Source organism: Conexibacter sp. CPCC 205762 (assembly GCF_030646155.1).
Classification (GTDB): domain Bacteria; phylum Actinomycetota; class Thermoleophilia; order Solirubrobacterales; family Solirubrobacteraceae; genus Conexibacter.
The window spans coordinates 13,213-37,265 of sequence record NZ_JAUTDN010000043.1 but is presented as its reverse complement, the minus strand read 5'-3'; the positions used below and the strand labels follow the sequence as shown (position 1 = coordinate 37,265).

Annotated in this window: 23 protein-coding genes and 1 riboswitch; of the genes, 13 read left to right on the top strand and 10 right to left on the bottom strand. The window is 75.2% G+C overall.

Features of this window, described 5'->3' with window-relative positions; all coding sequences use genetic code 11:
* Positions 1 to 60: 60 nt before the first annotated feature.
* The 3 genes from Q7L73_RS24140 to Q7L73_RS24130 form a co-directional block, all read right to left on the bottom strand.
* On the bottom strand, positions 61 to 672 hold the full coding sequence (locus Q7L73_RS24140; protein WP_304695701.1) for a bifunctional 4-hydroxy-2-oxoglutarate aldolase/2-dehydro-3-deoxy-phosphogluconate aldolase: 612 nt from the start codon (positions 670 to 672) through the stop codon (positions 61 to 63).
* Between the two features lie 79 nt (positions 673 to 751).
* A complete protein-coding gene (locus tag Q7L73_RS24135) occupies positions 752 to 1,795 on the bottom strand; it encodes a sugar kinase (protein WP_304695699.1) in 1,044 nt (347 codons plus the stop codon).
* Positions 1,796 to 1,797: 2 nt separating this feature from the next.
* Positions 1,798 to 2,934 (bottom strand): ABC transporter ATP-binding protein, encoded by a 1,137-nt coding sequence (locus Q7L73_RS24130; protein ID WP_304695697.1) that lies wholly within the window; start codon positions 2,932 to 2,934, stop codon positions 1,798 to 1,800.
* 116 nt (positions 2,935 to 3,050) lie between these two features.
* Between Q7L73_RS24130 and Q7L73_RS24125 the strand changes: the two genes are divergently transcribed.
* The 4 genes from Q7L73_RS24125 to Q7L73_RS24110 are packed head-to-tail and all read left to right on the top strand — an operon-like array spanning position 3,051 to position 6,602.
* Positions 3,051 to 3,773: a FadR/GntR family transcriptional regulator gene (locus Q7L73_RS24125; protein ID WP_304695695.1), complete on the top strand. Its 723-nt coding sequence runs from the start codon at positions 3,051 to 3,053 to the stop codon at positions 3,771 to 3,773.
* 41 nt (positions 3,774 to 3,814) lie between these two features.
* Positions 3,815 to 4,570 (top strand): SDR family NAD(P)-dependent oxidoreductase, encoded by a 756-nt coding sequence (locus Q7L73_RS24120; protein ID WP_304695693.1) that lies wholly within the window; start codon positions 3,815 to 3,817, stop codon positions 4,568 to 4,570.
* The gene (dgoD, locus tag Q7L73_RS24115) at positions 4,567 to 5,718 is read left to right on the top strand and encodes a galactonate dehydratase (protein ID WP_304695691.1); all 1,152 of its coding nucleotides are present in this window, start codon (positions 4,567 to 4,569) and stop codon (positions 5,716 to 5,718) included. The genes Q7L73_RS24120 and dgoD overlap by 4 nt, the downstream gene beginning before the upstream one ends.
* Complete coding sequence (locus Q7L73_RS24110) at positions 5,718 to 6,602, top strand: SMP-30/gluconolactonase/LRE family protein (protein ID WP_304695689.1); 885 nt, start codon at positions 5,718 to 5,720, stop codon at positions 6,600 to 6,602. The genes dgoD and Q7L73_RS24110 overlap by 1 nt, the downstream gene beginning before the upstream one ends.
* Before the next feature lie 28 nt (positions 6,603 to 6,630).
* Here Q7L73_RS24110 and Q7L73_RS24105 read toward each other — a convergent pair whose 3' ends face one another.
* Positions 6,631 to 7,431 (bottom strand): DivIVA domain-containing protein, encoded by an 801-nt coding sequence (locus Q7L73_RS24105; RefSeq protein ID WP_304694734.1) that lies wholly within the window; start codon positions 7,429 to 7,431, stop codon positions 6,631 to 6,633.
* A 197-nt stretch (positions 7,432 to 7,628) separates the two neighbouring features.
* Between Q7L73_RS24105 and Q7L73_RS24100 the strand changes: the two genes are divergently transcribed.
* The 7 genes from Q7L73_RS24100 (at position 7,629) to Q7L73_RS24070 (ending at position 13,659) form a co-directional block, all read left to right on the top strand.
* Positions 7,629 to 9,014, top strand: coding sequence for a rhodanese-like domain-containing protein (locus Q7L73_RS24100; RefSeq protein ID WP_304694733.1), 1,386 nt, complete (start codon positions 7,629 to 7,631; stop codon positions 9,012 to 9,014).
* Between the two features lie 91 nt (positions 9,015 to 9,105).
* Positions 9,106 to 9,234, top strand: a complete 129-nt coding sequence (locus Q7L73_RS24095; protein ID WP_304694732.1) for a hypothetical protein — start codon at positions 9,106 to 9,108, stop codon at positions 9,232 to 9,234.
* Between the two features lie 74 nt (positions 9,235 to 9,308).
* Positions 9,309 to 10,154, top strand: coding sequence for a carboxylesterase (locus tag Q7L73_RS24090; RefSeq protein ID WP_304694731.1), 846 nt, complete (start codon positions 9,309 to 9,311; stop codon positions 10,152 to 10,154).
* A gap of 113 nt (positions 10,155 to 10,267) precedes the next feature.
* Positions 10,268 to 11,740: a hypothetical protein gene (locus Q7L73_RS24085; RefSeq protein WP_304694730.1), complete on the top strand. Its 1,473-nt coding sequence runs from the start codon at positions 10,268 to 10,270 to the stop codon at positions 11,738 to 11,740.
* Positions 11,741 to 11,757: 17 nt separating this feature from the next.
* Complete coding sequence (locus Q7L73_RS24080; protein WP_304694728.1) at positions 11,758 to 12,507, top strand: hypothetical protein; 750 nt, start codon at positions 11,758 to 11,760, stop codon at positions 12,505 to 12,507.
* Between the two features lie 43 nt (positions 12,508 to 12,550).
* Positions 12,551 to 13,408 carry a hypothetical protein gene (locus tag Q7L73_RS24075; protein ID WP_304694726.1) on the top strand — a complete coding sequence of 286 codons (858 nt, stop codon included), beginning with the start codon at positions 12,551 to 12,553 and terminating at the stop codon, positions 13,406 to 13,408.
* Between the two features lie 17 nt (positions 13,409 to 13,425).
* Complete coding sequence (locus Q7L73_RS24070; protein WP_304694724.1) at positions 13,426 to 13,659, top strand: hypothetical protein; 234 nt, start codon at positions 13,426 to 13,428, stop codon at positions 13,657 to 13,659.
* On the opposite strand, the gene Q7L73_RS24065 is transcribed toward Q7L73_RS24070, so the two are convergent.
* From Q7L73_RS24065 to serC, 3 genes are all read right to left on the bottom strand, one after another.
* The gene (locus tag Q7L73_RS24065; RefSeq protein WP_304694722.1) at positions 13,656 to 14,222 is read right to left on the bottom strand and encodes a hypothetical protein; all 567 of its coding nucleotides are present in this window, start codon (positions 14,220 to 14,222) and stop codon (positions 13,656 to 13,658) included. The genes Q7L73_RS24070 and Q7L73_RS24065 overlap by 4 nt on opposite strands.
* A 93-nt stretch (positions 14,223 to 14,315) precedes the next feature.
* Positions 14,316 to 14,792 (bottom strand): hypothetical protein, encoded by a 477-nt coding sequence (locus Q7L73_RS24060; RefSeq protein ID WP_304694720.1) that lies wholly within the window; start codon positions 14,790 to 14,792, stop codon positions 14,316 to 14,318.
* A gap of 140 nt (positions 14,793 to 14,932) precedes the next feature.
* The gene (gene serC / locus Q7L73_RS24055; RefSeq protein ID WP_304694718.1) at positions 14,933 to 16,051 is read right to left on the bottom strand and encodes a phosphoserine transaminase; all 1,119 of its coding nucleotides are present in this window, start codon (positions 16,049 to 16,051) and stop codon (positions 14,933 to 14,935) included.
* A 31-nt stretch (positions 16,052 to 16,082) separates the two neighbouring features.
* Positions 16,083 to 16,169, bottom strand: a riboswitch (ZMP/ZTP riboswitch).
* A 28-nt stretch (positions 16,170 to 16,197) separates the two neighbouring features.
* Between serC and Q7L73_RS24050 the strand changes: the two genes are divergently transcribed.
* Both Q7L73_RS24050 and Q7L73_RS24045 read left to right on the top strand, forming a co-directional pair.
* On the top strand, positions 16,198 to 16,596 hold the full coding sequence (locus tag Q7L73_RS24050) for an RNA-binding S4 domain-containing protein (RefSeq protein ID WP_304694716.1): 399 nt from the start codon (positions 16,198 to 16,200) through the stop codon (positions 16,594 to 16,596).
* A gap of 46 nt (positions 16,597 to 16,642) precedes the next feature.
* Positions 16,643 to 17,032, top strand: a complete 390-nt coding sequence (locus Q7L73_RS24045) for a hypothetical protein (RefSeq protein WP_304694714.1) — start codon at positions 16,643 to 16,645, stop codon at positions 17,030 to 17,032.
* A gap of 6 nt (positions 17,033 to 17,038) precedes the next feature.
* On the opposite strand, the gene Q7L73_RS24040 is transcribed toward Q7L73_RS24045, so the two are convergent.
* The 3 genes from Q7L73_RS24040 to Q7L73_RS24030 are packed head-to-tail and all read right to left on the bottom strand — an operon-like array spanning position 17,039 to position 24,044.
* Complete coding sequence (locus Q7L73_RS24040) at positions 17,039 to 21,757, bottom strand: hypothetical protein (protein ID WP_304694712.1); 4,719 nt, start codon at positions 21,755 to 21,757, stop codon at positions 17,039 to 17,041.
* Entirely contained in the window at positions 21,754 to 22,566 is an 813-nt protein-coding gene (locus Q7L73_RS24035; RefSeq protein WP_304694710.1) for a hypothetical protein, read from the bottom strand. Before Q7L73_RS24035 ends, Q7L73_RS24040 begins: the two co-directional genes overlap by 4 nt.
* A complete protein-coding gene (locus Q7L73_RS24030; RefSeq protein ID WP_304694708.1) occupies positions 22,563 to 24,044 on the bottom strand; it encodes a hypothetical protein in 1,482 nt (493 codons plus the stop codon). Before Q7L73_RS24030 ends, Q7L73_RS24035 begins: the two co-directional genes overlap by 4 nt.
* Between the last annotated feature and the right edge of the window lie 9 nt (positions 24,045 to 24,053).

Here is a 24,053-nt window from a genome sequence, read left to right as displayed (position 1 = left end):
GAGCGCGCGCCGCGACGCCGCCCTCTGCGGGCGGCGTCACGGGGAGCGGCGAGAGGCGCCTCAGGCGACGGCGGCGAGCAGCGCGGCGGCGGTGGCGCCGGCCGTCGCGGGCTCGCGCGTGAGCGAGCCGCCGACGCCGAGCGCGACGGCGCCGGCGTCGAGCCAGGCGCGCGCGTTGGCGGCGCCGATGCCGCCGGTCGGGACGATCGGCGCCTGCGGCAGCGCGGCGCGGACGGCCTTCAGGTAGCCGGGCGTGTGCTCGTCGGCGGGGAACAGCTTGATCAGGTCCGCGCCGGCCTCCAGCGCCTGCACGACCTCGGTCGGCGTCTGCACGCCCGGCAGCACGGCGGCGCCGTAGCGGTGGCCGGTCTGCAGCACGTCGGCGTGCAGCGAGGGGGAGACGAGGAAGCGGGCGCCGGCGAGGATCGCCAGCCGCGCGCTGGCCGCGTCGAGCACCGTGCCGGCGCCGATCAGCGCCTGCGGGTGGCGGCGGCTGAGCCGCTCGATCGCGCCGAGCGCGTCGGGCGTCGTGAGCGGGACCTCGAGCACGTCGAGCCCGGCCTCGATCACCGCGTCGCCGACCTGCTCGGCGACGCTCGTGTCAGCGTGGCGGACGATCGCGACCAGCCTGCGCTGCGCGATCCGCGCGCTCGCCTCCCAGCGGTAGCTCATGCGGACGGCTCCCGGCGCGCGGCGGCGGCCGGCGCCGCCTCCGGACGAGCGGCGGCGGGCGCGGCGGGCGGGTGCGGGCTCATCGATCTGCCTCTCTCGTGTCGCTCAACAGGTCCTCCAGCTCGGTGCGCGTCGGCAGGCCCTCGAGGTCGCCGGCGACCTGCACGACGGCCGCGCCGCAGGCTGCCCCGCGGCGGGCGGCGGCGGGCGCGTCGAGGCCGTCGAGCCAGCCCGAGAGGAAGCCGGCGTCGAAGGCGTCGCCGGCGCCGACGGGGTCGGTCACCGCCGCGACGGCGAGCGCCGGCACGGCCCCGCCGCGGCCCTCGTCGCTGACCCAGGCGCCGTCCGCGCCGCGCTTGACGACGACGATCGCCGCGCCGCGGGCGTGGAACCAGGCGGCGATCTCCTGCGCGAGCGCGTCGGCGTCGCGCGCTGGGGCGCCTCTCACGCCGGAGGCGTCGCCGTCGCGCGCGGGGGCGGCCGCCGCGTCGATGCCGGCGAGCCACGCGCCCTCGTCCTCGCTCGTCAGCACGATCGTCGCGCCGGCGGCCAGCTCGCGCAGCGCCGGCAGCGCCTGCTCGCGCGACCACAGCCGCGCGCGGAAGTTGGGGTCGAAGGCGATCGGGACGCCGGCGGCGCGCGCGCGGGCGGCGGCGTCGGCGGTCGCGCGCGCGGCCGACTCGCTCAGCGCCGGCGTGATCCCGGTCAGGTGCAGCAGCCGCGCGCGCTCGATCGGCAGCGCGGCGAGGTCGTCGGCGGTCAGGCGGCTGCCGGCCATCCCGGCGCGGTGGTAGACGACGCGGATCCGCCGGTGGCCGTCGCGGTCGCGCGTCAGCAGGCCGGTCGGCACGTCGGGGTCGACGTGCAGCGCGGCGGCGTCGATCCCCTCGGCCAGCAGCGTCGCGCGCACGTCCTCGCCGAACGGGTCGTCGCCGACGCGGCCGCCGTAGGCGACGCGGTGGCCGAGCCGCGCGAGCCCGACCGCCGTGTTCAGCTCCGCGCCCGCGAGCGTGCGGCGGAACTGCCGCGCCCGCCGCAGCGGCAGGCCGTCGTCGGCGAGCAGCAGGCCCATCGTCTCGCCGCAGGTGACGACCTCGGGCGAGGCGGGCGCGGAACCCTCCATCGCTACGCGTTCACCGTCAGCGACTCGCCGCTGTCGGCGTCGAAGACGTGCAGCTTCTCGCCGTCGAGCCACAGCTCGACCGGCTGGCCGACCTCGATCACCGCGTCGCCGGGCAGCTTCGCGACGGCGAGGCCTCTGGTCGAGACCGGCGTGTGGGTCGACAGCGCGCTCTCGCCGAAGGCGAAGTGGATCTGCACCTCGGAGCCGAGCGACTCGACCACCTCGGCCGTCGCGGTGAAGCGGTAGCCGGGCTTCTCGGCCGTGTCGCGCTGCAGCGCGAACGCCTCCGGCCGCGCGCCCAGCACGACCTCGCGGCGGCCGCCGCCGGCCTCGACCGCCGTCCGCAGCCGGTCCGGCAGCGGCACGACGCCGATCGCCGTCTGCACGCCGCCGCTCGTCAGCTCGCCGCGCGCGAAGTTCATCGCGGGCGAGCCGATGAAGCCGGCGACGAACAGCTTCGCCGGGCGCTCGTACAGCTCTCTCGGGGAGGCGAACTGCTGCAGCACGCCGTCGCGCAGGACCGCGACGCGGTCGCCGAGCGTGACGGCCTCGATCTGGTCGTGGGTGACGTAGATCGTCGTCGTGCCGAGGTTCTGCTGCAGCCGCGCGATCGCCGTGCGCATCTCGACGCGCAGCTTCGCGTCGAGGTTGGAGAGCGGCTCGTCCATCAGGAACGCCTTCGGCTCGCGCACGATCGCGCGCCCCATCGCGACGCGCTGGCGCTGGCCGCCGGAGAGCTGGCCGGGCTTGCGGTCGAGGTGCTCGACGAGGTCGAGCACCTCGGCCGCCTCGCGCACCTTCTGCTGTATCTCGCTCTTGGGCGTCTTCGCCAGCTTGAGCGCGAAGCCCATGTTCTCCGCGACCGTCATGTGCGGGTAGAGGGCGTAGTTCTGGAAGACCATCGCGATGTCGCGATCCTTCGGCGCGGTCTCGTTGACGCGCGCGCCGTCGATCCGGATCTCGCCGTCGGAGATCTCCTCGAGGCCGGCGATCATCCGCAGCGCGGTCGTCTTGCCGCAGCCGGAGGGGCCGACGAAGATCACGAACTCGCCGTCGCCGATGTCGAGGTCGAGCTGCTTCACGGCCTCGTAGCCGTCGCCGTATCTCTTGCTGACCCGATCGAGCGTGATGCCTGCCATCCGAATCTCTCTCCTACAACGTCGCTGATAGGTTGCTGGCGCGAGGACGCGTGGCGAGAGTCTACAGACGCTGAAAGCGGTTGCAATCGCAAAAGGTATCAGATAGGTTCTCGAACATGGCTGAGAGACCTGCACAACCGGCCGGTGCCGTCGGCACTGCCGTCGAGGAGCTGGAGCGGCTCGCGCTCGACGAGCTGCGGCCCGGCGAGGCGCTGCCGTCGGAGGGCGAGCTGGCGCGGACGCTGTCGATCAGCCGCCTGACCGTGCGCGAGGCGGTCCGCTCGCTGGAGGCGCGCGGGCTGGTCGAGCTGCGCAAGGGCAGACGGCCGACCGTGCGCGAGCCGAACGGCTCGCTCGCGGGCGACTACTTCCGCATCGCCGTGCGGCGCGATCCGTCCGCTCTGTTCGAGCTGACCGAGGTGCGGCTGGCGCTGGAGGTCCGCAACGCGGCGCTGGCGGCGACGAACGCCCCGCGCAGCGCGATAGCGGCGATGGCGGGCGCGATCGACGCGATGCGCCGCGCCGAGGACGAGGACGGCTTCCACGACGCCGACGTGCGCTTCCACGAGGCGCTCGCCGCCGCCACCGGCAACGGCATGCTGACGCAGCTGATCGAGCAGCTGGCCGAGCCGTTGCGCACCAGCCGCCGCCACAGCCACCGCGGCCGGCTGCGCGAGGGGCGCCCGTTCGACGAGGTCGTCGAGGCGCACCGCGCGATCCTCTACGCCGTCGAGCGGCGCGACCCGCAAGCTGCCGCGCACGCGATGGAGACCCACCTGCGCATGACCGAGCGCGACCTGCGCGCCGCGCTCGAACCCCTGGAGGAGACAGATGCCTGACCTTGCCCGCCGCCACGCGCGCGGCGCCCTGGAGCCCCGCGATGCCTGACCTCGCCGACCGTGTCGCGATCGTGACCGGAGGCTCGCGCGGAATCGGCCGCGCGATCGTCCACCGCCTGCGCGAGGAGGGCGCGCGCGTCGCCTCCTTCGACGTGATCCCGCCCGACCCGGGCGAGCCGTTCGACGCGCCCGACCTGCACGTCGACTGCGACGTGACCGACGGCGCCGCCGTCGCGGCCGCGACCGTCCGCGTTGCCGAGCAGCTCGGCGCCCCGGCGACGATCCTCGTCAACAACGCCGGCGTCAACGCCTACGCCGACGCGGCGACGATGGGCGACGAGGAGTGGGACGCCTTCTTCGCGCTCGACCTGAAGGCCTGCTGGCTGACCGCGCGCGCCGCGCTCCCGCAGATGCGCGCCGCGGGCCGCGGCGCGATCGTCAACGTCAGCTCGATCCACGCGACGCTGACGCAGCGGGGCCGCTTCCCGTACGCCGCCGCGAAGGCCGGGATCGTCGGCCTCACGCGCAGCCTCGCGCTCGACGAGGGTCCTAACGGGATCCGCGCCAACGCCGTCTGCCCGGGGCTGATCGACACCCAGCTGGCGCGTGAGGGGTTCGCGCGCGACGGCGGCCACGTGACCGTCGAGCAGCTCGCCTCCGACCAGCCGGTCGGCCGCGTCGGCCGGCCGCTCGACGTCGCCCACACGGTCGCGTTCCTCGCCAGCGACGAAAAGGCCGGCTTCGTCAACGGCGCCTCGATCGCGGTCGACGGCGGCGTCGGAGCGCGGCTCTCATGAGCGCGAAGATCGCCCGTTTCGAGACCTTCCTCGTCCCGCCGCGCTGGCTGTTCCTGCGGATCGAGACCGACGACGGCGTCGTCGGCTGGGGCGAGCCGGTCGTCGAGGGCCGCGCCGCGACGGTGCGGACGGCCGTCCACGAGTTGATGGAGGGCCTGATCGGCGCCGATCCGCTGCGGATCGAGGACCACTGGCAGACGCTCACGAAGGGCGGCTTCTACCGCGGCGGGGCGATCCTCGCCAGCGCCGTCGCCGGGATCGACCAGGCGCTGTGGGACATTCACGGCAAGGTCCGCGGCGCGCCCGTGCACGCGCTGCTCGGCGGCCACGTGCGCGAGCGCGCGCGGATCTACTCGTGGATCGGCGGCGACGACCCGAGCGAGTCGGCCGAGCAGGCGCAGCGGCAGGTCGAGGCGGGCCTGACGGCGGTCAAGATGAACGCGACCGGGCCGTTCGGCTTCATCGAGACGCGCGCGCAGGTCGCCGCCGTCGTGCGGCGCGCCGAGGTCGTGCGCGAGGCGCTGGGGGAGGAGCGCGACCTCGCGCTCGACTTCCACGGCCGCGTCTCGGCGCCGATGGCGAAGCGGCTGATGGCGGCGCTGGAGGAGGTCGCGCCGATCTTCGTCGAGGAGCCGCTGGTGCCGGAGCTGGGCGAGCGGCTGCCGGGCCTGATCGCGGCCTCGCCGATCCCGGTCGCGACCGGCGAGCGGCTGTTCTCGCGCTGGGAGTTCAAGCATGCGCTCGACGCCGGCGTGACCGTCGTCCAGCCGGATCTCTCGCATGCCGGCGGGATCTCGGAGGTGCGGCGGATCGCGGCGCTGGCCGAGCTGTATGGCGCGGTGCTGGCGCCGCACTGCCCGCTCGGGCCGATCGGCCTCGCCGCCTCGTTGCAGGTCTCGTTCGCGACGCCGAACTTCCTGATCCAGGAGCAGAGCCTCGGGATCCACTACAACGTCGGCAGCGACCTGCTCGACTATCTGGTCGATCGCTCGGTGTTCGCCTTCGCGGACGGTACGATCGCGCGGCCGACGGCGCCGGGGCTCGGGATCGAGGTCGACGAGGCCGCCGTGCGCGCGGCCTCCGCGCGCGGGCACGACTGGCGGAACCCGATCTGGCGCACGTCCGACGGCGCCTTCACGGAGTGGTGATGAGCAGCAGCAGAGCAGCGGTCTTCAGCGAGGTCAGAGCGCAGCTGGGGGAGGGCCCGGTGTGGGACTCCGACGAGCAGCGGCTGGTGTGGGTCGACATCGACGGACAGCTCGTCCACGTCACCAGCGCCGACGGCGGCTCGACCCGCTCGTACGCGACCCCGGCACCGGTCGGCGCCGCCGCGCTGCACCGCGGCGGCGACCTGCTGCTGGCGGTCGGGATCGGCTTCGCGCGGCTGTCGCTCGACGACGGCGCGATCAGACCGCTGGTCGACGCGCCCGGCGTCGACGCGGCGATCGCGCGCATGAACGACGGCGAGGTCGACCCGGCCGGCCGCTACTGGGCCGGCACGAAGGCCTACGACAACACGCCCGGCGGCGGCACGCTGTTCCGGCTCGACGCCGGCGGCCACGTCGAGACGGTGCTGGCGGGCGTGACGATCTCCAACGGCCTCGCCTGGTCGCGCGACGGCGGCACGCTCTACTACGTCGACACGCCGACCAGATCGATCCAGCGGTTCGCCTTCGAGATGGCCGGCGGCACGCTCGGCGCGCGGGCGGTCCACGCCGACACGAGCGCGCTGAGCGGCTCCCCCGACGGGATGACGATCGACGCCGACGGCAATCTCTGGGTCGCCTTCTGGGGCGGCTGGTGCGTGCGCTGCTTCTCGGGCGCGGACGGGTCGCTGCTGGAGGAGATCGCGCTGCCGGTCGAGCAGTGCTCGTCGGTCCAGTTCGGCGGGCCGGAGCTGCGCACGCTGTTCGTCACCAGCGCCTCCGTCGGGCTCGACGCGCAGCAGCTCGCCGGCCAGCCCGACGCCGGCCGCGTCCACGTCGTCACGCCGGGCGCCGAGGGCGTCGCGACGCGGGCGGCGACGGTCTAGCCGGCGCGGCGGCCCGGCGTCGCGCGCGTCAGGCGGGCGGCGCCGGCGGCTCGGCCGCGTCGGCGGCAGCCGGCGGCGGGGCGGCGGCGGGCGGGAAGCGGGACTCGCCCTCCTCGGCGACGGCCCTGAGCCGGTCGGCCAGCTCCTTCGTCGCCTCGATCAGTCTCTGGCGCTCCTCCCACAGCCGCTCGACGTCGTCGTCGAGCGCCCGCACGCGCGCGACCGCGTCGTCGTGCAGCTCTCTCGCCTCGCGCTCGGCCGCCTGCACGCGGTCGTCGGCGGCGGCGCGCGACTCGTGCGTCGTCTCGTCGGCGGCCTGCTGCGCCTGCTGCAGGATCGCCGCCGTCTGCTCGCCGACCCGCTCCAGCGCGCGCTGGACGGCGACGGTCGGCGCGGTGCGCTGCTCGAAGGTCTCGATCGCGGCGGTCACGTCGGCGACGTAGGCGTCGACCGCCTGCACGTCGTAGCCGCGCCAGACGACCGGGAAGTCGGGCGCGCGCAGCGGCTCGAAGTCGGGTGCCTCCGGATCCAGCCGCGCCAGCGCCTGCGTCGGCGCGAGCGCGTCGAGCGGGTGCAGCGGCGCCTCCTCCGCGACGCTCTCGCCGCTCGTCAGCGGGTGGGCGGCCGTCGGCGGCTCCGCGCCGGGCGGCGGGGCGTCGGCGGCGGGCGGCGGCGCGTCGGCGAACGGCGGGGCGTCCGGGCTCGGCGCGTCCGCGACCGGCGCGTCGGCGTCGTCGGCCTCCGCGAGCGCGTCGAACGGGGCCGTCATCTCCTCGGTCGACTGCGGGTCGACCGGCTCGTCGTCTCTGTCGTGCGCATCGAGGTCCACGGATGGACCTTATCCCCTCGGGCGGGCGGGCTGACACCCCGCCCGCACTCCTGCGCGCCCGGCCTGCGCGCGACCCGGCCGCACGCGAGCCGCTTGTGAAGATCGCGTGAGAATCGCCGCCGCAAACCGCTTCCTTCGTGGCACGCCAGTGTTCGATCGGTCAAACTTGACTTTCTCGCTCCATAAAGGAAACAAGAATGATCTTCCGGCAGCTGATCGATCGCGACCTCGGGTGCGCGTGCTACCTCCTCGGCGACCACGGCCGCGGCGTCGTCGTCGACCCGGGGCTCGACGTCGAACGGATCCTCGCCGTCGCGGAGGAGGAGTCGCTGCAGATCGAGCTGATCGTCGAGACGCACGTCCACGCCGACCACGTCTCCGGCCGCGCGCTGCTGGCGGCGCGGACCGGCGCGAGCGTGCGGCTGCCGGCCGGCGGCGGCTACGACGAGGGCGCCGGCGAGCCGCTGCACGACGGCGACGAGCTGGCCGTCGGCGACCTGCGGCTGACGGTGCTCGCCGCTCCCGGCCACCGCCCGGAGCACATCGTCGTGCTCGTCGCCGACAGCTCCCGCGACCCGCGCCCGTGGCTGCTGCTGAGCGGCGACTCGCTGCTCGTCGGCGATCTCGCCCGGCCCGACCTCGCCGTCGACCCGCACGACGGCGCCGCCGCGCTGCATGCGACGCTGACCCGCCTCGGCGCGCTCGACGGCGCCGTCGAGCTGTGGCCCGGCCACGTCGGCGGCTCGCTCTGCGGCGGCCCCGGGCTGTCGCGCAAGACCAGCTCGACGCTCGGCTTCGAGCGCGCCGTCAACCCGCTCCTGAACGTCGCCGCCGACGAGTTCGCGAGCCGCCTGATCGCCGGCCTGCCGGCCCGCCCGCCGACCGTCGCCGCCGTCGTCGCGCGCAACAGAGGCCGCGTCCCGGCCGCGACCGCGACCGCCGCGCTGCCGCTGCTCGACGGCGCCGAGCTGGCGCGCGCGCTGCAGGCCGGCGCGACGCTGCTCGACGGCCGTCACGCCGACGCCTTCGACGCCGGTCACCTGCCGGGCGCGCTCAGCCTCGCGCTCGGCGGCAGCGGCCTCGGCACGCGCGCCGCCTGGGCGGTCGACCCGACCGACGAGCTGGTCGTGCTGGCCGACGACGAGGCCGGCGCGCTGCGGCTGGCGCGGTTCGTGCGCGCGGTCGGGCTGGAGCGCGTCCGCGGCGTCGTGCCGGTGAGCGACGGCGGCGGCCTGCCCGCCCTCGCCGCCGCCGCCGGCACGCCGCTTGCGCAGACGCCGCCGATCGTCGTCGCCGAGCTGCCGCGCCTGCTGGCCGGCGAGGCGGTCACGCTCGTCGACGTGCGCGACGCGCCGGAGTGGGGCAGAGGCCACCTCGCGCGCGGGATCCACCTGCCGCTCAGCCGCCTGAGAGCGGAGGCCGGGGCGCTGCCGGCCGGCCCGCTCGCGGTCGCCTGCGCCTCCGGCGGCCGCGCCGCCTTCGCCGCCTCGTGGCTGCGCGCGCAGGGCCACGACGCGCGCCGCGTCAGCGGCGGCGGGATCCCCGACCTGCCCATGCTCGGCGTGGAGCTGGTCGCGGCGTAGCGGGCTCGCCGGCCGCGACGGGAGTGCGGCGCGACGCGCCGCGCGGACGCCGCCGCTGACGATCGCCGACGGCACCCGCAAGCTGCTGCGGATGAAGGTCGGCGCCTCGATCAGGCTGACGAAGAGAGTCACCAGAGGCGAGTGCAGACGGCTCAGAGGGCCGGGGGTGCGGACCTGCTGGCAGCGGACGGTCGTCGTCAGAGCGACCCGCTTCGGCTGAGCCGCCGGCGGCGCGATTCGATCTCGTTGCCGGCTCTAGGCGCAGGGCCGGTCGGCGCGTAGGATCGCGCAATCATGGCGACGATCACTGAGCACGAAGCGGCGCAGGTCGAGGCCGCAAACAAGACCGGCAAGACCCCGGTCGTCTTCGTTCACGGCCTCTGGCTGCTGCCGAGCAGCTGGGACAACTGGGCCGAGCTGTTCGCGGCCGCCGGCTACGCGCCGCTGACGCCGGGCTGGCCCGACGACCCCGAGACGGTCGAGGAGGCCAACGCCAACCCCGACGTGATGGCGAAGAAGACGGTCGGCGACGTCGCCGACCACTTCGAGGACGTGATCTCGGGGCTCGACAAGAAGCCGGCGATCGTCGGCCACTCGTTCGGCGGCCTGCTCTCGCTGATCCTCGCCGGTCGCGGCCTCGCGCAGGCGTCCGTCGCGCTGTCGCCGGCGCCGTTCCGCGGTGTGCTGCCGCTGCCGATCTCGGCGCTGAAGTCCTCCAGCCCGGTGCTGAAGAACCCCGCCAACCGCAACCGCGCGGTGCCGCTCACCTACGAGCAGTTCCACTACGCGTTCGGGAACGCGCTGGAGGAGGACGAGGCGAAGCAGCTCTACACGCAGTACGCGGTCCCGGCCGCCGGCATCCCGCTGTTCCAGGCGGCGACGGCCAACCTCAACCCGTGGACCGAGGTGAAGGTCAACAGCAGAGCGGAGAACCGCGGACCGGTGCTGATCGTCGGCGGCGAGCACGACCACACCGTCCCGTGGGCGGTCTCCAACGCCGCCTACAAGAAGGAAGCGCGCAACGAGGCGGTCACCGAGATCGTCAGAGTCGACCGCGGCCACTCGCTCACGATCGACGCCGGCTGGCGCGAGATCGCCGAGCTGTCGCTGAGATTCGTCACGAGACACGCGAAGCCGTAACGCGTCGTCGTCGTCGTCGCCGGCGGCGGCGGGGCGCTACCCCGCTCCGCCGCCGGCCGCACGCAGGGGACCTCCCCGATGCGCCGTGAGCGGATCGCCTGCACGATCGGGCGATGCCTTCACGGACCCTGTGCGCGACGCTGGTCGCGCTCGCCACGACCGCGGCCGAGCTGCCGGCACCGGCCGCCGCGACGATGCTCGTCTACCGCGACGGCAACGACGTCTGGGCCGCCTCGCCGGACGGCGCGATCAAGCAGCGCGTCACCAGCGACGGCAGAGCCGACCTCTACTACGCGTTCCCGTCGGGCGACGACGCCGGCACGATCACCGCGATCAAGGGCTTCTCGACCAACCGCGTGATCTGGACGCTGCCGCGGGGCGCGGCGGGGCCGACCGTCAACGTGATGCCGTGGCGGATCTCCGGCGGCGTCAACATCGGGCCGCTGTGGGCGCGCGTGAAGCCGACGATCGGCTCGCAGCTCGCCTACACCTACTTCCTCAACCACGGCGTCTGCAGCGGCTGCGGCCTGGAGGAGCGGGTCGCGGTCGTCAACCCGGCCGCGCCCGGCAGCCCGACGATGCCGGCGGTCGACCAGCCGGCCAACAGCCGCCCGACCTGGTTCGGCGACCGGCTCGTGACGGCGAGAGGCGGCGCGATCTGGTTCGAGACGCAGCCGCTGCAGTTCAGCAGCTGGCTGAGCGACCCGAACAACCCGATCCTGACCGGGGCGGAGGTCGACCGCGCCGGCACGCGCCTGCTCGTCACGCGCTCCGACGGCCGCGTCGTCTACGCCCACTGGCGCGGCACCGTCGGCAGCACGAGCGGCAGCGTCACCGCCCAGTGCCTGCTGCCGTCGGCGACGGTCGAGTGGGCGGCGCTGTCGCCCGACGGGGCGCAGGTCGCCTGGAGCGACGGCAGCGGCCTGCGCGTCGCGACCGTCGGCGCGACCGGCGCGACGACGTGCGCGACGAGCGGCACGGTGCTGCTGTCGGCGACCGGCACGACGCCGGCCTTCTCGACCGCGACGCTGACGCTGCCGAGAGATCCCGATCCCGGCAGAAGAGAGCCGCAGGACCCCGGCAGAGACCCGGCCGACCCGGGCAGAGACCCCACCGATCCCGGCAGAGACCCGGCCGATCCGGGCAGAGATCCCACCGACCCCGGCGAGCAGCCCGCCGATCCGGGCAGAACCCCCACCGATGTGGGCAGAGTCCCCACCGGCCCCGGCGACCTGCCTCAGAGAAGACCCGAGCTGACGCCGACCGGCGCGGTCACCGTCGCCGTCGCCAGAAGCGCCCGCGCGAGCGCGCTCAGAGGCGGCCTGCGCGTCACCGTCAGCGCGCCCGCCGCCGGCAGGCTCGCCGCGACGCTGACGCTGAAGCCGGCCGGCAGAGGCGCACGCAGCGTCCGCGCCGCCGGCGCCACCGTCACGCTCGCCGCGCCCGGCCGCCGCGCCTTCACGCTCAAGCCCTCGCGCGCCGCCGCCCGTCAGCTGCGCCGCGGCGCGCGGCTGACGCTGCGGATCGCCTTCGCGCCCGCGAGCGGCCGCGCGGTCGTCCGCACCACGACCGTCACCGTCAGATGATGAGAGGACCACGCCAGATGACCCGCACCCCGCTCGCCGCGCTGGCCGCGCTGGCGCTGCTGCTGACGTTCGGCGCCGCGAGCGCCGTTGCCGCCCCGCCGCCGAAGTTCAGCGTCTCGCTCTACGTCAGCTCCGTCGAGGAGTCGAACCTCGAAGAGGGCGGCTATCCGGACAGATGCAAGAGCTGGACGCAGGGCAGAAGCACGCTCGTCTACGACATCGAGGCGGATGCGCCGTTCACGCTCGGGCTCGTCGTCAGCGGCCTCGACGACTCGGTCTTCGCGCTGATCCCGCGCGGGCCGGTCTGGATGAACGACACCCGCCGCTTCTGGAAGACGAGAACCCACGTCGGCGACAACACGTCCGAGTGCTCGCCCTGCGGCCCGCTCAGCGAATACGGCCTCTGCACCGGCGCGCTGCCGGACAGAGTCGAGTCGGACCAATGCGGCGGCGACCGCAAGACGCGCGGCGGCGCGCTCGCGCTGACGGTCAGCGGCAGCTCGATGATCGTCTCCGGCGGGCCGATGGCGGACCTGTCGAGATGCAAGGCACCGCGCAACGGCGTCGTGCCGATGTTCTCGGCCCAGCCGAAGTTCACGCCGATGCGGATCCCGGGCGCGACGAAGCGGCTGCTGCGGCTGAAGCCCGGACAGCAGACGAGATTCCAGCAGAAGCGGAGAAGAGGCGCCTGCGACAGACTCAGAGGGCCGGGGCTGAGAACCTGCTCGGAGCAGGTCGTGATCATGCGCGCGAAGCGCCTGCGCTGAGCGGCCGGGTGAGGGCGGCGGTCGGCCGGCTAGGCTCGACCGCATGCCCTCCGATGCGATCGTCACGATCTTCACCGACCCCGGCTGCCCGTTCGGCTTCAACGCCCAGCGGCAGGATCTCCAGCTGCGCTGGACCTACGGCGAGCACGCCGACGTGCGCGTGCGGATGATCGTGCTGAAGTCGAGACCGCTGGAGTTCGAGCCGGGCGGCTTCCTGTCGCCGGCGAAGCTGGTCGCCAACGGCACGCACCTGCGCGACGAGCACGGGATGCCGATGGAGGTGCGCGCGCCCGAGCGGCTGCCGGCGACGCGGCCGGCCTGCAAGGCCGTGATCGGCGCCCGCCTCGACGGCGGCGAGGCGGGCGGCGACCGGCTGCTGCGCGCGATCCGCGTGCGCGTCCACTCGGCCGGCGAGCTGATCGACCAGCCGGCGACGCTCGCGGCTGCCGCGGCCGACGTCGGCGTGGGCGAGCCGACGCTGCGCGGCTGGCTGGAGAGCGACGCCGTCGAGGCCGAGCTGGTCGAGGAGATGGCGGCGGCGCGGACGCCGGTGCCGGAGGCGCTCGCGCTGCCGCACAAGCTCGCGCGCGAGGGCGAGGACGGCTGGCGCTACACGGCCTCCTCGACGGTCGTCGAGTCCGGCGAGCGGCGCGCCGCCGCGCCCGGCTTCCAGCCGTGGGCGGCGTACGAGGTCGCGTTCGCCGCCGCCGCGCCGCAGCTGCCGCGCAGAGCGGCGCCGGAGTCTGCCGAGGAGCTGCTGGCGTGGGCGCCGTATCCGCTCGCGACCGCCGAGGTCGCCGCCGTCCGCGGCGTCTCGATCAAGCACGCCCGCGCGGAGCTGGAGGCGTCGCCGGCGACGCTGGCGCCGTACGCCAACGACGGCTACTGGTCGCTGCCGTAGCCGCTACCGTGGGCGGTATGGAGGAGTGGAAGCGAGCGGCCCTGCGCCGCGCGATCGTCCCGCTCGTGCTGATCGTCGCCGGCGCGGTCGTCGCCTCGGTCACGAGCGACACCGCCCAGGCGGTCGGCTTCGGGATCTTCGGCGTCGGCTGTGTCGGCGCCGTCTCGCTCTTCTTCCTCGAGGTCGGCTACAGCGAGGATCGTGCCCGCGCCGCCGAGAGACGCGAGCGCGAGGGCGGCGGCCGCTCCTAGGTCGGCGTGCCCGGCGCGGCCGGGGCGCCTTCGAGGTCCTCGACGCGCAGCCAGTGGTCGATCAGGCCGTCGCTGACGTGGAAGGCGGCGCGGGCGGTGTTGCCGGTGCCGCTGCCGCAGGCGCCGCCGGGGCGCTCGGTCAGCCTGAACGTGACGATGAAGAAGCCGTCGCGGGCGGGGCGGGCCGAGATCACGTCGGCGCCGCACGGCAGCGAGCGGTTGAAGGCGCGCGCCTGCGCGCGCGTCTGCAGGGCGACCGGTCTGGTGCCGTTGGCGACGGCGCTGGGGAGGGCGAAGAAGCGGGCGGCGCCGGCGACGTCGCCGCGCTGCAGCGTCGCGGCCCAGGCGCGCACGACGGCGAGGTCTCTCGCGTCGACCGAGCGCGCGCCGCTGCCGCCCGGCGTGGTGCCGGTGGGGCCGGGCGTCGTGGTGCCGCCGCCGGGCGTCGTGCGGAGCGCGTCGGGCGCGCCCGTCGCGCCGTCGTCTCCGCCTCCGCCGCAGCCGGCGAGGCAGAGCAGGAGCGCGGCGAGCAGGGCGAGCGGCGTGAGCGGTCGGCGTGCCATCACTGATGACAGTACGCCGCCCGCGTGCGCGCGGATGCGCCGGGCGCGCCGCCTGGTCGCAGCGCGCACCGTCGCGAGGGTGCTGCGGGTCGGTTACGGCGTGACCGCGATGTCGACCGGACCGGTGACGGTCGGGTCGCAGTACTGGTCAGGCCCGGACGTCTTCGTCGCGGTCGCCGAATCGGTGTGGTATCTCCACGTCGGCGGTCCTGCGGCGACGAGCGGCACGTTGACGTTGCTCGCCGCGTAGCTGCACGTGACTCTCACGAATATGAGGATCGTCGCGCTGAGCGTGACGTTGATCGTGTCCGCGGTGACCGAGCTGTCCGGCTGCGTCGTGAGCGTCGTGTTGCCCGACGTTCTCGCCGTGCCGGCGATGCCGCTGACGGTGCAGCTGCCCGAGGTCGGGCTGACGATCACGTTCGCGGGCGGCGTGCCGGTCGACGACGCGTTCAGCGTGCAGCCCGAGATCGTTATCGCCGTCGTGCCGGCGGAAGCCGGCGCGGCCGCGATTGCGGCGGTGGTCACTACAGCGGCGACGAGCGCCGCGAGCCGTGCTGGACGAAGCATGGCATCTCCCCTGAATCGGATGACTCCGGTCCCCGGCGCGACGATAACACCACTAATCAGGATTTCTCAACTGGTCAGAAAAGACTAGGGCGGCGCGGTGGCCGCCCCAGTCGTCCGATCGGTGGAGGCCGCTCGCCGAGCTAGCCGAGCTGGTCGACGACGTAGTCGACGCAGGCGGTCAGCGCCTTCACGTCGTCCGGCTCGATCGCCGGGAACATCGCGACGCGCAGCTGGTTGCGGCCGAGCTTGCGGTACGGCTCGACGTCGACGATGCCGTTGGCGCGCAGCGTCGCGGCGACCGCGGCGGCGTCGATCTGCTCGTCGAAGTCGACCGTGCCGACGACCAGCGAGCGCTTCGCCGGGTCGGCGACGTAGGGCGTCGTGAACGAGGTCGCCTCGGCCCACTGGTAGAGGTGCTGCGAGGAGGCGGTCGTGCGCGCGACCATGCCGTCGAGGCCGCCGTTGGCGTTCATCCACTCGAGCTGGTCGTTCAGCAGCACGAGCGTCGCGACCGCCGGCGTGTTGTAGGTCTGGTCCTTCTTCGAGTTGTCGAGCGCGGTCGTCAGCGACAGGAACTCGGGGATCCAGCGGTCGCTGGAGCCGATCTCGGCGATCCGCTCCTGCGCGGCCGGCGACAGCAGCGCAAGCCACAGGCCGCCGTCGGAGGCGAAGCACTTCTGCGGCGCGAAGTAGTAGACGTCGGCGTCGGCGGCGTTCACCGGCAGGCCGCCGGCGCCCGAGGTCGCGTCGATCAGCACGAGGCCGTCGCCGACGCGCTGCACCGGCACCATCACGCCGGTCGAGGTCTCGTTGTGGGCCCAGCCGATCACGTCGGCGTCGGGCTGCGCGGCGGGGGCGGGCGCGTCGCCCGGGTCCGCTCTCGTGACGATCGAGTCGCCGAGGAACGGCGCGTCGTCGGTCGCCTTCGCGAACTTCGAGGAGAACTCGCCGTAGACGAGGTGGGCGGCGCGCTCGCGCACGAGCCCGAAGGTGGCGGCGTCCCAGAAGGCGGTCGTGCCGCCGTTGCCGAGCATGACCTCGTAGCCGTCGGGCAGCTGGAACAGCTCGCGCAGGCCGGCGCGGACGCTGCCGACGAGGTTCTTGACCGGCTTCTGGCGGTGCGAGGTGCCCATGATCGCGGCGCCGTCGCCGCTGACGAGGCGGGCGAGCTGCTCGGGGCGGACCTTCGAGGGGCCGCAGCCGAAACGGCCGTCGGCCGGCTTCAGATCGTCGGGGATCGTGACGGTGGTGTCAGACATGCGGGGTCCTCTCGCGTGGATGGAACGACGACGGGCTTGCCCAGGCGCGCGGCGGAGAGAACCACGTCGCCGGTCCCCGGTGGTGCTCCACCTGTGAACGCCAGTCCCGGCGACAGGCGCATCCTAGCGCGTGCGATCATCCGCAGATGGAGTCGTTGGAGTCGATGCGCGTCGACAGATGGCTGTGGGTCGCGCGCCTGGTCAAGACCCGCGCGATCGGCGCGGAGGCGGTCAAAGCCGGCCGCGTGAAGGTCAACGACGTGCAGGTCAAGCCGGCCAAGGAGGTCAGAGCCGGCGACCGCCTGGAGCTGCGCAACGGCGAGCTGCGGATCGCGGTCGTGATCCGCGGCGTCGCGAAGATGCGCGGCTCGGCGAGAGTCGCCGCCGTCCTCTACGACGAGACCGAGGAGAGCGTCGAGCTGCGCGAACGGCTCGCGCTGGAGCGCAGAATGGCGGCGCTGGGACAGCAGCACGACGGCGGCGGACGGCCGACCAAACGCGACCGCCGTCGCTTCGAGCAGGCACGCGAGCGCGACTTCCAGTAGCCGCTGGGGGACGCGTCCGGAGCCGTTCGGTGCGAGGATCTGCGGCATGAGAAAGAGCCTGGAAGCGGTGCCCGTCGAGCTGTGGCTGTGGGCCGCGCGGATCGTCAAGACGCGCGAGGCCGCCGCCGCGGCGGTCGCGGAAGGGCGCCTGCTGCTGGACGGCTCGCCGGCCGCGGCGGGCGCGCTCGTCCGTCCCGACGCGCGCCTGGAGCTGACCGAGGGCGAGACGACCACCCGCCTGCTGGTGCGCGCGACCTCGCGCCTGCGCGGCCCTGACAGCGTCGCGGCCGGTCTGTACCAGCCGCTCGACGAGGACGGCAGACCGATCGGCCGCGCCGGCGCCGTCGGCGCCTCGAAGGTTGCCCGCCGCGCCGCCGAGGACGCCGCCAACTCCCGCCGCGTCGCCCCCCGCGGCGGCGGTGGGCGCGGGCGCTAGGAGCCGCTAGCCCTCGCCGCCGCTGCCGGCGGCGCGGGCGGCGTCGGCGAGGGCGTCGACGTCGACCCTGGGGGTGTAGGAGACCGCGCTGACGACGGCCGCCTCGGGCGGTGCGTCGGCGGGGCGGGGCGGCAGCAGCGGGGCGGGGGAGCCGTCGGCGAGCTTGACGTAGCGCATGCCGCCGAGCAGGTCCTTGTCGTTGGTCAGCGCGACCGCGGTCGCGAAGCGGCCGGTCACGTTCAGCTCGCCCTCGAGGCCCGTGAAGGGGATGAACTGGGCGTCGAGGTGGCGGGCGAGGCGCAGCTGCAGGTCGACCAGCGACTCGCGCGAGGCGGTGCCGATCGGGTTGTCGATCAGCAGCGGGCCGGCGCGGCGGACGCCGCGCGTGCGGCCGGCGCGCTCGGCGGTGCGGACGGCCGAGACGGCGCAGAACAGCACCAGCTTGATCGTCAGCTCCTCGCCGCCGGAGAACTCCGGGCCGACGACCTCGATCGGGTGGTACTGGTCGTCGGGCTGCGGGTGGGGCTTCAGCACGGTCACCTCGAGGCCGTCGCGCAGAAGCGCCATCGTCGCGCCGAAGGCGAGGTCGAGGCCGCGCCGTCTGGCGCCGCCGGAGACCGCCTCGTCGAGCACGCGGCCGAGCGCCGACTCGCGTGCGGCGTCGTCGGCGAGCGCGTTGTGGCGCACGCGCGCGAACTGCTTGCCCGACCAGGCGCCGAGCGCGCTCTCGCGCGGCAGCGTCGTCGCGGCGGCGACCTTGTCGAGCTTGCGCACGCCCTCGGCGCCGACGGCCAGCAGCTGGGCGACGAGCGCCTGGCGATGGCGCTCCAGCTCGCCGACGGTGCGGTCGAGCTCGCCGGCGCGGGTGCGCAGCTCGCCCTCCAGCCGGCCGGCGTCGCCGGCCAGCGCCTCGCCCGCGCGCAGCGGCGCGGTGATCCCTCTCGGGATCCGCTCGTCGGCGGCGGCGACCGCGTCGTCGATCGCGCGCAGCCGCTCGGCCACCTGCTGGCGGGCGCTCGACTGGTCGCGCGTCGCCTGCTCGGCCGCGCGCACGACCTCGGTCACCTGCTCGTGGACCCGCTCGCGCCGCCGCACCCACGCCGGCAGCTCGCCGACGTGCGGGCGCGCGCCGGCGCTTGCGCCGCGGCCGGTGGCGGCCGCCGCGGTGGCGGCACGGACGCGGTCGGGCACGTCGAGGCGGTCGCGGCCGGCGCGCAGCTCGCCTAGCAGGTCGCGCTCGGTCTGCACGCGCTCGTCGCTGTCGGCGAGCTTGGCGCGCGTCGCGGCGGCGTCGGCCTCGCGCGCGGCGCGCAGCTCGTTCAGCTCGCCGAGCAGGACGGCGCCGTGGGCGGGATCCTCGGGCGTGAGCGTCGCCAGCAGCTTCGGCTCGCGCGTGCGGTCGGCCGGCGACAGCGCCTCGTTGGCGAGGTAGAGCCGTTCGGCCGCCTGCTCCTCGACGGTCGCCGCCTCGCCCTGGCGGCGCATCGCCTGCTCGTAGGACTCCTTCGCCTCGCGACGGCCGCGCGCGAGCGCCTCGGCGTCGATCCCGGCGCCGGAGCCGGCGAGCGCACGGGCGCGCTCGCGGACCTGCTCGCCGGCCCGTTCGAGGTCGGACCGCTGCGCGGCGGCACGCGCCTCGGCGCTGGCGAGGCGGGCGCGCAGCTCGCCGTCGGAGATGCGCGACTCCAGCAGCTGCTCGCAGACGAGCAGCCGCTCGGTCAGCTCCGGCAGCGCGCCGGCCTGCGCGGTCGGCTCGGCGCCGTCGAGCGGCAGCGCGGCGGCGCGGCGGCGATGCGTGTCGGCCTGGCCGCGGATCGTCGCGACGCGATCCTCCAGGCCCTTCGCGTCGCGGATCAGCTCGTCGCGCTCGCGGCGCAGGCCCTCGGCCTCGCCGGCGAGTCCGTCGACGCGCTCGGCGAGCCGCTCGAACTCGGCCTTCAGCGCGGACACGTCGAGGTCGTCGACGCCGTCGAGCCGCTCCAGCGCGCGCTCGCAGCGGCGCTCGGCTCTGTCGACCTCGGCCCGCTGCTGCTCCAGCTCGCGCAGCCGCGCGTTGTGGGCGCTGAGGACCCGCTCCTGCTCCTCGACGCGGCCGCGCGCGGAGGCCGCCTGCTCCTCGCGCCGGCCCAGCTCGCGCTCGACGGCGGCGAGCAGGCGGCGCTCGTTGCGGCCGGTCGCGGGCAGCAGCGCGCGCAGCGCCTCGGTCTCGCCGACAAGCACGGCCGCGAGCCGCCCGAGCCGCGCCGACAGCCTGCCCTGCGCCTCGCGCGCGAGCTTCAGCTCGGCGACGGCGGCGGAGATCTGCTCCAGCTCGCCCTCGGCCGCCTCGGCGTCGTAGGCGCCGGCGGCGGGGAGGAGGACCGCCGGACCGGCGGCGGCCTTCGCGGCGGTGGCGTCGCCGTTCGCGGCGGCTTCCGTGCGACCTGCGGCGGACGCGCCTCTGCGGGCGCGCGGCGCTCTCGTCAGCACCTCGTCGGCGTGCGCGAGCAGCAGCGGGCGGCGGGGCGGGCGGACGCGGGCGGCGGTCAGCTCCAGCAGCGCCTCGGCCGGGTCGCCGTCGAGCAGCACGATGCCGGCGGCGAGGCCGGGCTGGGCGGCGATCAGCGCCGGCAGCGCGTCGGCTCTGATGCGCTCGGCGAGGTGGCGCAGGGCCGGCTGCGCCTGCATCCCGATCGCCTCCAGCTCGTCGCAGATCCGCTCGACGTCGGACTCGACCGCGAGCAGCCCGTCGCGCTCCAGCGCGCGCTCGTCGGCGGCGCGCGCGTCGATCTCGTTGGCGAGCGTCGCGCGGCGGCCGTCCGCGGCGGCGCGCGCCCGCTCCAGCGCGCGCTCGGCGCCGGCCGGCTCGTCGAGCGGCTGCCAGTCGGCGGCGACGTCGAGCGCGTCGAACAGCGAGACCTCGGCATCGGCCGCGCCCGCGCCCGCTCCGCCGGCACCCGCGCCGTTCGCGTTCGCAGCGCTCGCGGAAACCCCGCGAGCGCCATTCGCGCCAGCGGCGGCGGCCGCGGCCGCGGCTCGGCGTCTCGCGGCTCTCTTCGGCGGCGCCGGGCGATCGCCGATCTCGCCAGCGAGGCGCGCGAGCGCGGCGTCGCGGCGGCGGGTCAGCTCGGAGGCGGCGGCGGCCTGCTCGGTCGCCTCGGCGGCAGCGGCCTCCAGCCGCTGTCTCGTCGCGACGCGGCGGACCTCCAGCTCGCGCAGCCGCTCGGCCAGCTCGTGGCGCTGGCCGATCAGGTCCTCGCGCTCGGCCTCGAACCGCTCGGCAGCGGCGGACGGCCGCTCGCCGTCACGCAGCAGCTCGTCGGCGCGCAGCCGCTCGGTCGCGCGCGCGAAGCCGTCGAGCTGCGCCTCCAGCGTGCCGCGGCGCTGCTTCAGCTCGCCGCTACGGCCGCTCAGCGACTCGATCTCGCCGCGCAGCCGCTCCTGCGCCGACTCGGCGTCGGCGAGCCTGCCGGCCAGGGTGTCGGCCTCGGCCTCGCGCGCGGCGGCCTCGGCCAGCAGCGCGCCGGCGAGCGCCAGCGCGGCGTCGCGCCGTTCCAGGCGCGCGTCGGCGACGCCGCGCTCCTGCTTCTCGACCCGCTCGGCCAGCCCGGCCAGCTCGCCCTCGCTCTCCGACAGCGCGACGAGCGTCTCGACCAGCTGCCAGGCGGTGTGCTCGGCGTCGGCGGCGCGGGCCGCGTCGGCGGCGGCGCGGACCGACTCGGCGGCGGCGTCGGACAGCAGCCGCTCGGTGCGGGCGCGCACGAGCTTCGTCTCGCCGTCGAGGTCGCGCTCGCGCGCCTCGAGGTCGCGGCGGCGGGTCTCCAATGGCTCGCGCTGCTCGGTCAGGCGGTCGAGCCGCTCCTTGCCCGTCGCCAGAGCGGCGTCGAGCACGCCCGCGAGCTGCTGCTGCGCGACCTGCGCCCGCTGCTGCTCCTCGCCGGCCTCCTCGCCGGCGCCGTGGGCGGAGGCGAGCTGCAGCAGCAGCGCCGCGACGTCGCGGCAGAAGTCGGCCTCGGCGGCGAGCGCCTCGCGGCGCGCGAGCTGCTCGGCGTGCGTCTGCACCTGCTTCTGCAGCTTCGCGAGCGGCTCGTCCTCCAGCACCATCTGCAGCACGAAGCGCGCGAACGACTCCGGCGAGTTGAAGCGCAGCTCGTCGTCGTCACCGCCCTCGGAGCGGTTGAGGCGCGCCTGGTAGCGCAGGATCGCGGGGTCGATCCCGGTCTCCAGCAGCGCGTCCTCCCAGCCTCTGACGCCGCCGACGGTGCGGAAGGCGAGCTGCGGATGCTGCTGCCCGAGCGCCTCCAGCGCCTTCACGAGGCCGGCGCGCGTGCGCCGCCGGCCGCCGTCGCGCAGCGGCAGCGTGTCGAGCCCGAGCACGCCCTCGGCCGGCTCGAAGATCCAGCGCGTCTCCTCGCCGTCGCCGCGCTCGAAGCTGTGGCCGGTGACGAGCAGGCGGTCGTCGTCGCGGTTCTGCCACTCGATCGCGACCGTCGCGCACTCGTCGCCCAGCACCAGCGGGCGCGAGGCGCGCTGCTGCTCGGCGGTCTTGGTGCCGTCGGTGCGGCGGGGGAGGAGCGCCTTGAACAGCAGGTACAGCAGCAGCGACTTGCCGCCGCCGTTGCGCAGCAGCACGACGGCGTTGGGCGCGGCGCGGCCGTCGGCGACGAACGACAGCGTGACGTCGTCGTAGCGGGCGTCGGTCGGCCCCGCGGCCTCAAGCCGTGCGCGGCGGATGCGCCAGTTCATGCGCTCGCCTCCGCGCTGCCGTCGCCGGCCGAAGCGCGCGCGACGGCGGCCTCCGCGGCGGCGTCGGCGTGCTCCGGCGTCTCAGGATGCGATGGGGCGACCTGCGACCACGCCAGCGAGCCGACCAGCTCGCGCGCCATCGCCTGCATCCGCCGCGTCGAGGCGTACGTCTCGCCCTTCACGATCGTGCGCAGCAGGCCCTGCTCGGCGAGCAGGTCGAGGCAGCGGACGACGACCTGGCGGGTGCCGACCTCGCGCTCGCGGCCGTCAGCGCCCTTCTTCGAGTTCGAGGTCTGGCGCCAGACGGTCCAGGCGCGCGCCAGGTCGGGCTCGTCGATCGGCGGGTCCAGCTCCTCGCCGCGCTCGCGCGCCTCCGCGTCGAGGCGGGCGGAGACGTCGCGCACGAGCCGGTCGACGTCGTCGACGTCGCGCCGCCGCAGCCGCTCGTTCGTGTCCTCCAGGTCCTCCGGGCGAGGGAAGAAGGCGACGAACGAGGCGACCATCGCGCAGGCGAGCAGCATCCGTCTCTGGACGCCGGTCGTCTGGCGCGGGAAGTAATCGGCCAGGCGCATGCGGAAGGGCGAGTCGGCGCCGGCGCTCGTCAGCAGCAGGCCGCCCTCCTGCGAGGCGTTGACGAGCCGCAGCCCGAGGCCGTCGATCGTCGCCTCGGTCGCGCCGCGCAGGGCCGGCTCGGCGAGGAAGCGGCCGACGAGCGCGGCGTGGTCCTCGCTCAGCGGCCCGCTGCGGGCGTTGAGCGACATCCGCACCAGCAGGCCGGCGTCGGCGGACAGTTCGGCGGTCGGGCTCATGCGGCCACCTCCACGGGCTCGTCCGCTTCAGCGGCGGTCTCCTCAGGCGCGGGCTCCGTCAGCTCGACCCGCTGCAGCAGCAGGCCCGGCGACGTCAAGGCGTCGTCGCCCTCCGCCGGCACCGCCAGCAGCGCGCTGCGCGCGCCCTGGCCGTGCAGCGTGCCCAGCTCGGGCGAGCGGTGGGCGAGCGCCAGCAGCGCGAGCGCGTGCGCCGTCTCCGGGTCCGCGGCTCTGCGCGCGAGCGCCGCCAGCGAGACCGGCTCGGCGCCGACCTGGTCCAGCAGCGCGCCCGCGGCGGCCACGCGCTCAGCGCTGAACAGCAGCGGCTCGCGGTCGGGCGTCAGCTCGATCTCGGCCACCTCGCGGCCGGTCTCGGGCGGCGCGGAGGGCTCGATCGCGAGCTGGTCGACGCCGGCCCACTCGCTCAGCAGCCGCGGCGCGCGCGCTCCCAGCGCGACCTCGACGAGCGCCATCAGCTCGTCGGCGGCGGAGCACTGCCACGACAGCACCTTCGTCAGCACCTCGTTGACGGGGTGGGCGTAGGCGCGGCGGGTGCGCGGCTGCAGGTGCTGGCGCTGCTGCTCCAACAGGAACGTGTCGCGCGCCTCGGCGATCACCTGCTGCAGCGACATGTGGCGGTCGAGGCATTCGTCGAGCAGCTCCACGGTCCGCGGGATCCAGCGGAAGTCGTCGTCCTCGGCGCGGTCGACGGCCGAGTCGATCAGCTGCTTGAGCCGCTCCTCGGCGCGGATCCGCTCGACGATGTGGTCGAGCGCGGCGCTCAGGCGCGGCGAGACGGTCGAGGACCAGTGCTCGCTGCGGAGGTCGCGCTCGGCCTCGCGCAGGTCGTCGCGGACCTGCTCCATGAAGCGGATCGACTGCATCCGGCTGTCGCGCGCGGCGAGGAAGGCCTCGTGCTGGCGGCCGCGCTTGACGAGGTGCTCCAGGCGCGCCTCGGCGGCGTGCTGGGCGGAGTCGATGTCGAGGTCGAGCGCGTCGACCAGCACGTTGATCGCCTGGTCGCGGGCGCGCAGGTGGTGGAGGCCGGCCTGCTCCGTTTCGTACAGCAGGAAGACGCGGTGGGTGCGGCGCACGCTGGTGCCGTCGGCGGCGCTGTCGAGCCACTCGGCGTCCTGCTCGTCGGTCAGCTGGCGCAGCAGCCACTCGGCGACGTGGCGGTGGTCGTCGTCGCTGCCGGCCGGGTTCTGGCGGGCCGCCTGCGCGGTCACCTCGGCGCGCGCCTGCTCCCACGTCGCGCCCGACTCCAGGTCCATTCGCACGGCGACGGCGTCGATCGCGTGCAGGCACAGCTCCGGCGCGCGGTAGGGCCGCAGGCGCGCGTCCTGCGAGCGCTGCCGGGCCTCCTCGATGTGCCCGATGCGGGCGGCGTAGAGGAGCGCGCGGGAGCGCCGCCCGACGGCTTCGTCGAGCGCACCGCCGAGCACGGCAGAGGGCGATGTCACAGCGACCTGGGACATGAAGGTCGA

Bases quoted from the DNA above. Each gene is read 5' to 3' on its own strand.
- Q7L73_RS24065 (WP_304694722.1), bottom strand. From the start codon at position 14,222: ATGGCACGCCGACCGCTCACGCCGCTCGCCCTGCTCGCCGCGCTCCTG.
- Q7L73_RS24085 (WP_304694730.1), top strand. From the start codon at position 10,268: ATGCCTTCACGGACCCTGTGCGCGACGCTGGTCGCGCTCGCCACGACC.
- serC (WP_304694718.1), bottom strand. From the start codon at position 16,051: ATGTCTGACACCACCGTCACGATCCCCGACGATCTGAAGCCGGCCGAC.
- Q7L73_RS24095 (WP_304694732.1), top strand. From the start codon at position 9,106: ATGAAGGTCGGCGCCTCGATCAGGCTGACGAAGAGAGTCACCAGAGGC.
- Q7L73_RS24030 (WP_304694708.1), bottom strand. From the start codon at position 24,044: ATGTCCCAGGTCGCTGTGACATCGCCCTCTGCCGTGCTCGGCGGTGCG.
- Q7L73_RS24090 (WP_304694731.1), top strand. From the start codon at position 9,309: ATGGCGACGATCACTGAGCACGAAGCGGCGCAGGTCGAGGCCGCAAAC.
- Q7L73_RS24050 (WP_304694716.1), top strand. From the start codon at position 16,198: ATGGAGTCGTTGGAGTCGATGCGCGTCGACAGATGGCTGTGGGTCGCG.
- Q7L73_RS24080 (WP_304694728.1), top strand. From the start codon at position 11,758: ATGACCCGCACCCCGCTCGCCGCGCTGGCCGCGCTGGCGCTGCTGCTG.
- Q7L73_RS24070 (WP_304694724.1), top strand. From the start codon at position 13,426: ATGGAGGAGTGGAAGCGAGCGGCCCTGCGCCGCGCGATCGTCCCGCTC.
- Q7L73_RS24100 (WP_304694733.1), top strand. From the start codon at position 7,629: ATGATCTTCCGGCAGCTGATCGATCGCGACCTCGGGTGCGCGTGCTAC.
- Q7L73_RS24060 (WP_304694720.1), bottom strand. From the start codon at position 14,792: ATGCTTCGTCCAGCACGGCTCGCGGCGCTCGTCGCCGCTGTAGTGACC.
- Q7L73_RS24120 (WP_304695693.1), top strand. From the start codon at position 3,815: ATGCCTGACCTCGCCGACCGTGTCGCGATCGTGACCGGAGGCTCGCGC.
- Q7L73_RS24035 (WP_304694710.1), bottom strand. From the start codon at position 22,566: ATGAGCCCGACCGCCGAACTGTCCGCCGACGCCGGCCTGCTGGTGCGG.
- Q7L73_RS24135 (WP_304695699.1), bottom strand. From the start codon at position 1,795: ATGGAGGGTTCCGCGCCCGCCTCGCCCGAGGTCGTCACCTGCGGCGAG.
- Q7L73_RS24075 (WP_304694726.1), top strand. From the start codon at position 12,551: ATGCCCTCCGATGCGATCGTCACGATCTTCACCGACCCCGGCTGCCCG.
- Q7L73_RS24130 (WP_304695697.1), bottom strand. From the start codon at position 2,934: ATGGCAGGCATCACGCTCGATCGGGTCAGCAAGAGATACGGCGACGGC.
- Q7L73_RS24040 (WP_304694712.1), bottom strand. From the start codon at position 21,757: ATGAACTGGCGCATCCGCCGCGCACGGCTTGAGGCCGCGGGGCCGACC.
- Q7L73_RS24140 (WP_304695701.1), bottom strand. From the start codon at position 672: ATGAGCTACCGCTGGGAGGCGAGCGCGCGGATCGCGCAGCGCAGGCTG.
- Q7L73_RS24110 (WP_304695689.1), top strand. From the start codon at position 5,718: ATGAGCAGCAGCAGAGCAGCGGTCTTCAGCGAGGTCAGAGCGCAGCTG.
- dgoD (WP_304695691.1), top strand. From the start codon at position 4,567: ATGAGCGCGAAGATCGCCCGTTTCGAGACCTTCCTCGTCCCGCCGCGC.
- Q7L73_RS24125 (WP_304695695.1), top strand. From the start codon at position 3,051: ATGGCTGAGAGACCTGCACAACCGGCCGGTGCCGTCGGCACTGCCGTC.
- Q7L73_RS24045 (WP_304694714.1), top strand. From the start codon at position 16,643: ATGAGAAAGAGCCTGGAAGCGGTGCCCGTCGAGCTGTGGCTGTGGGCC.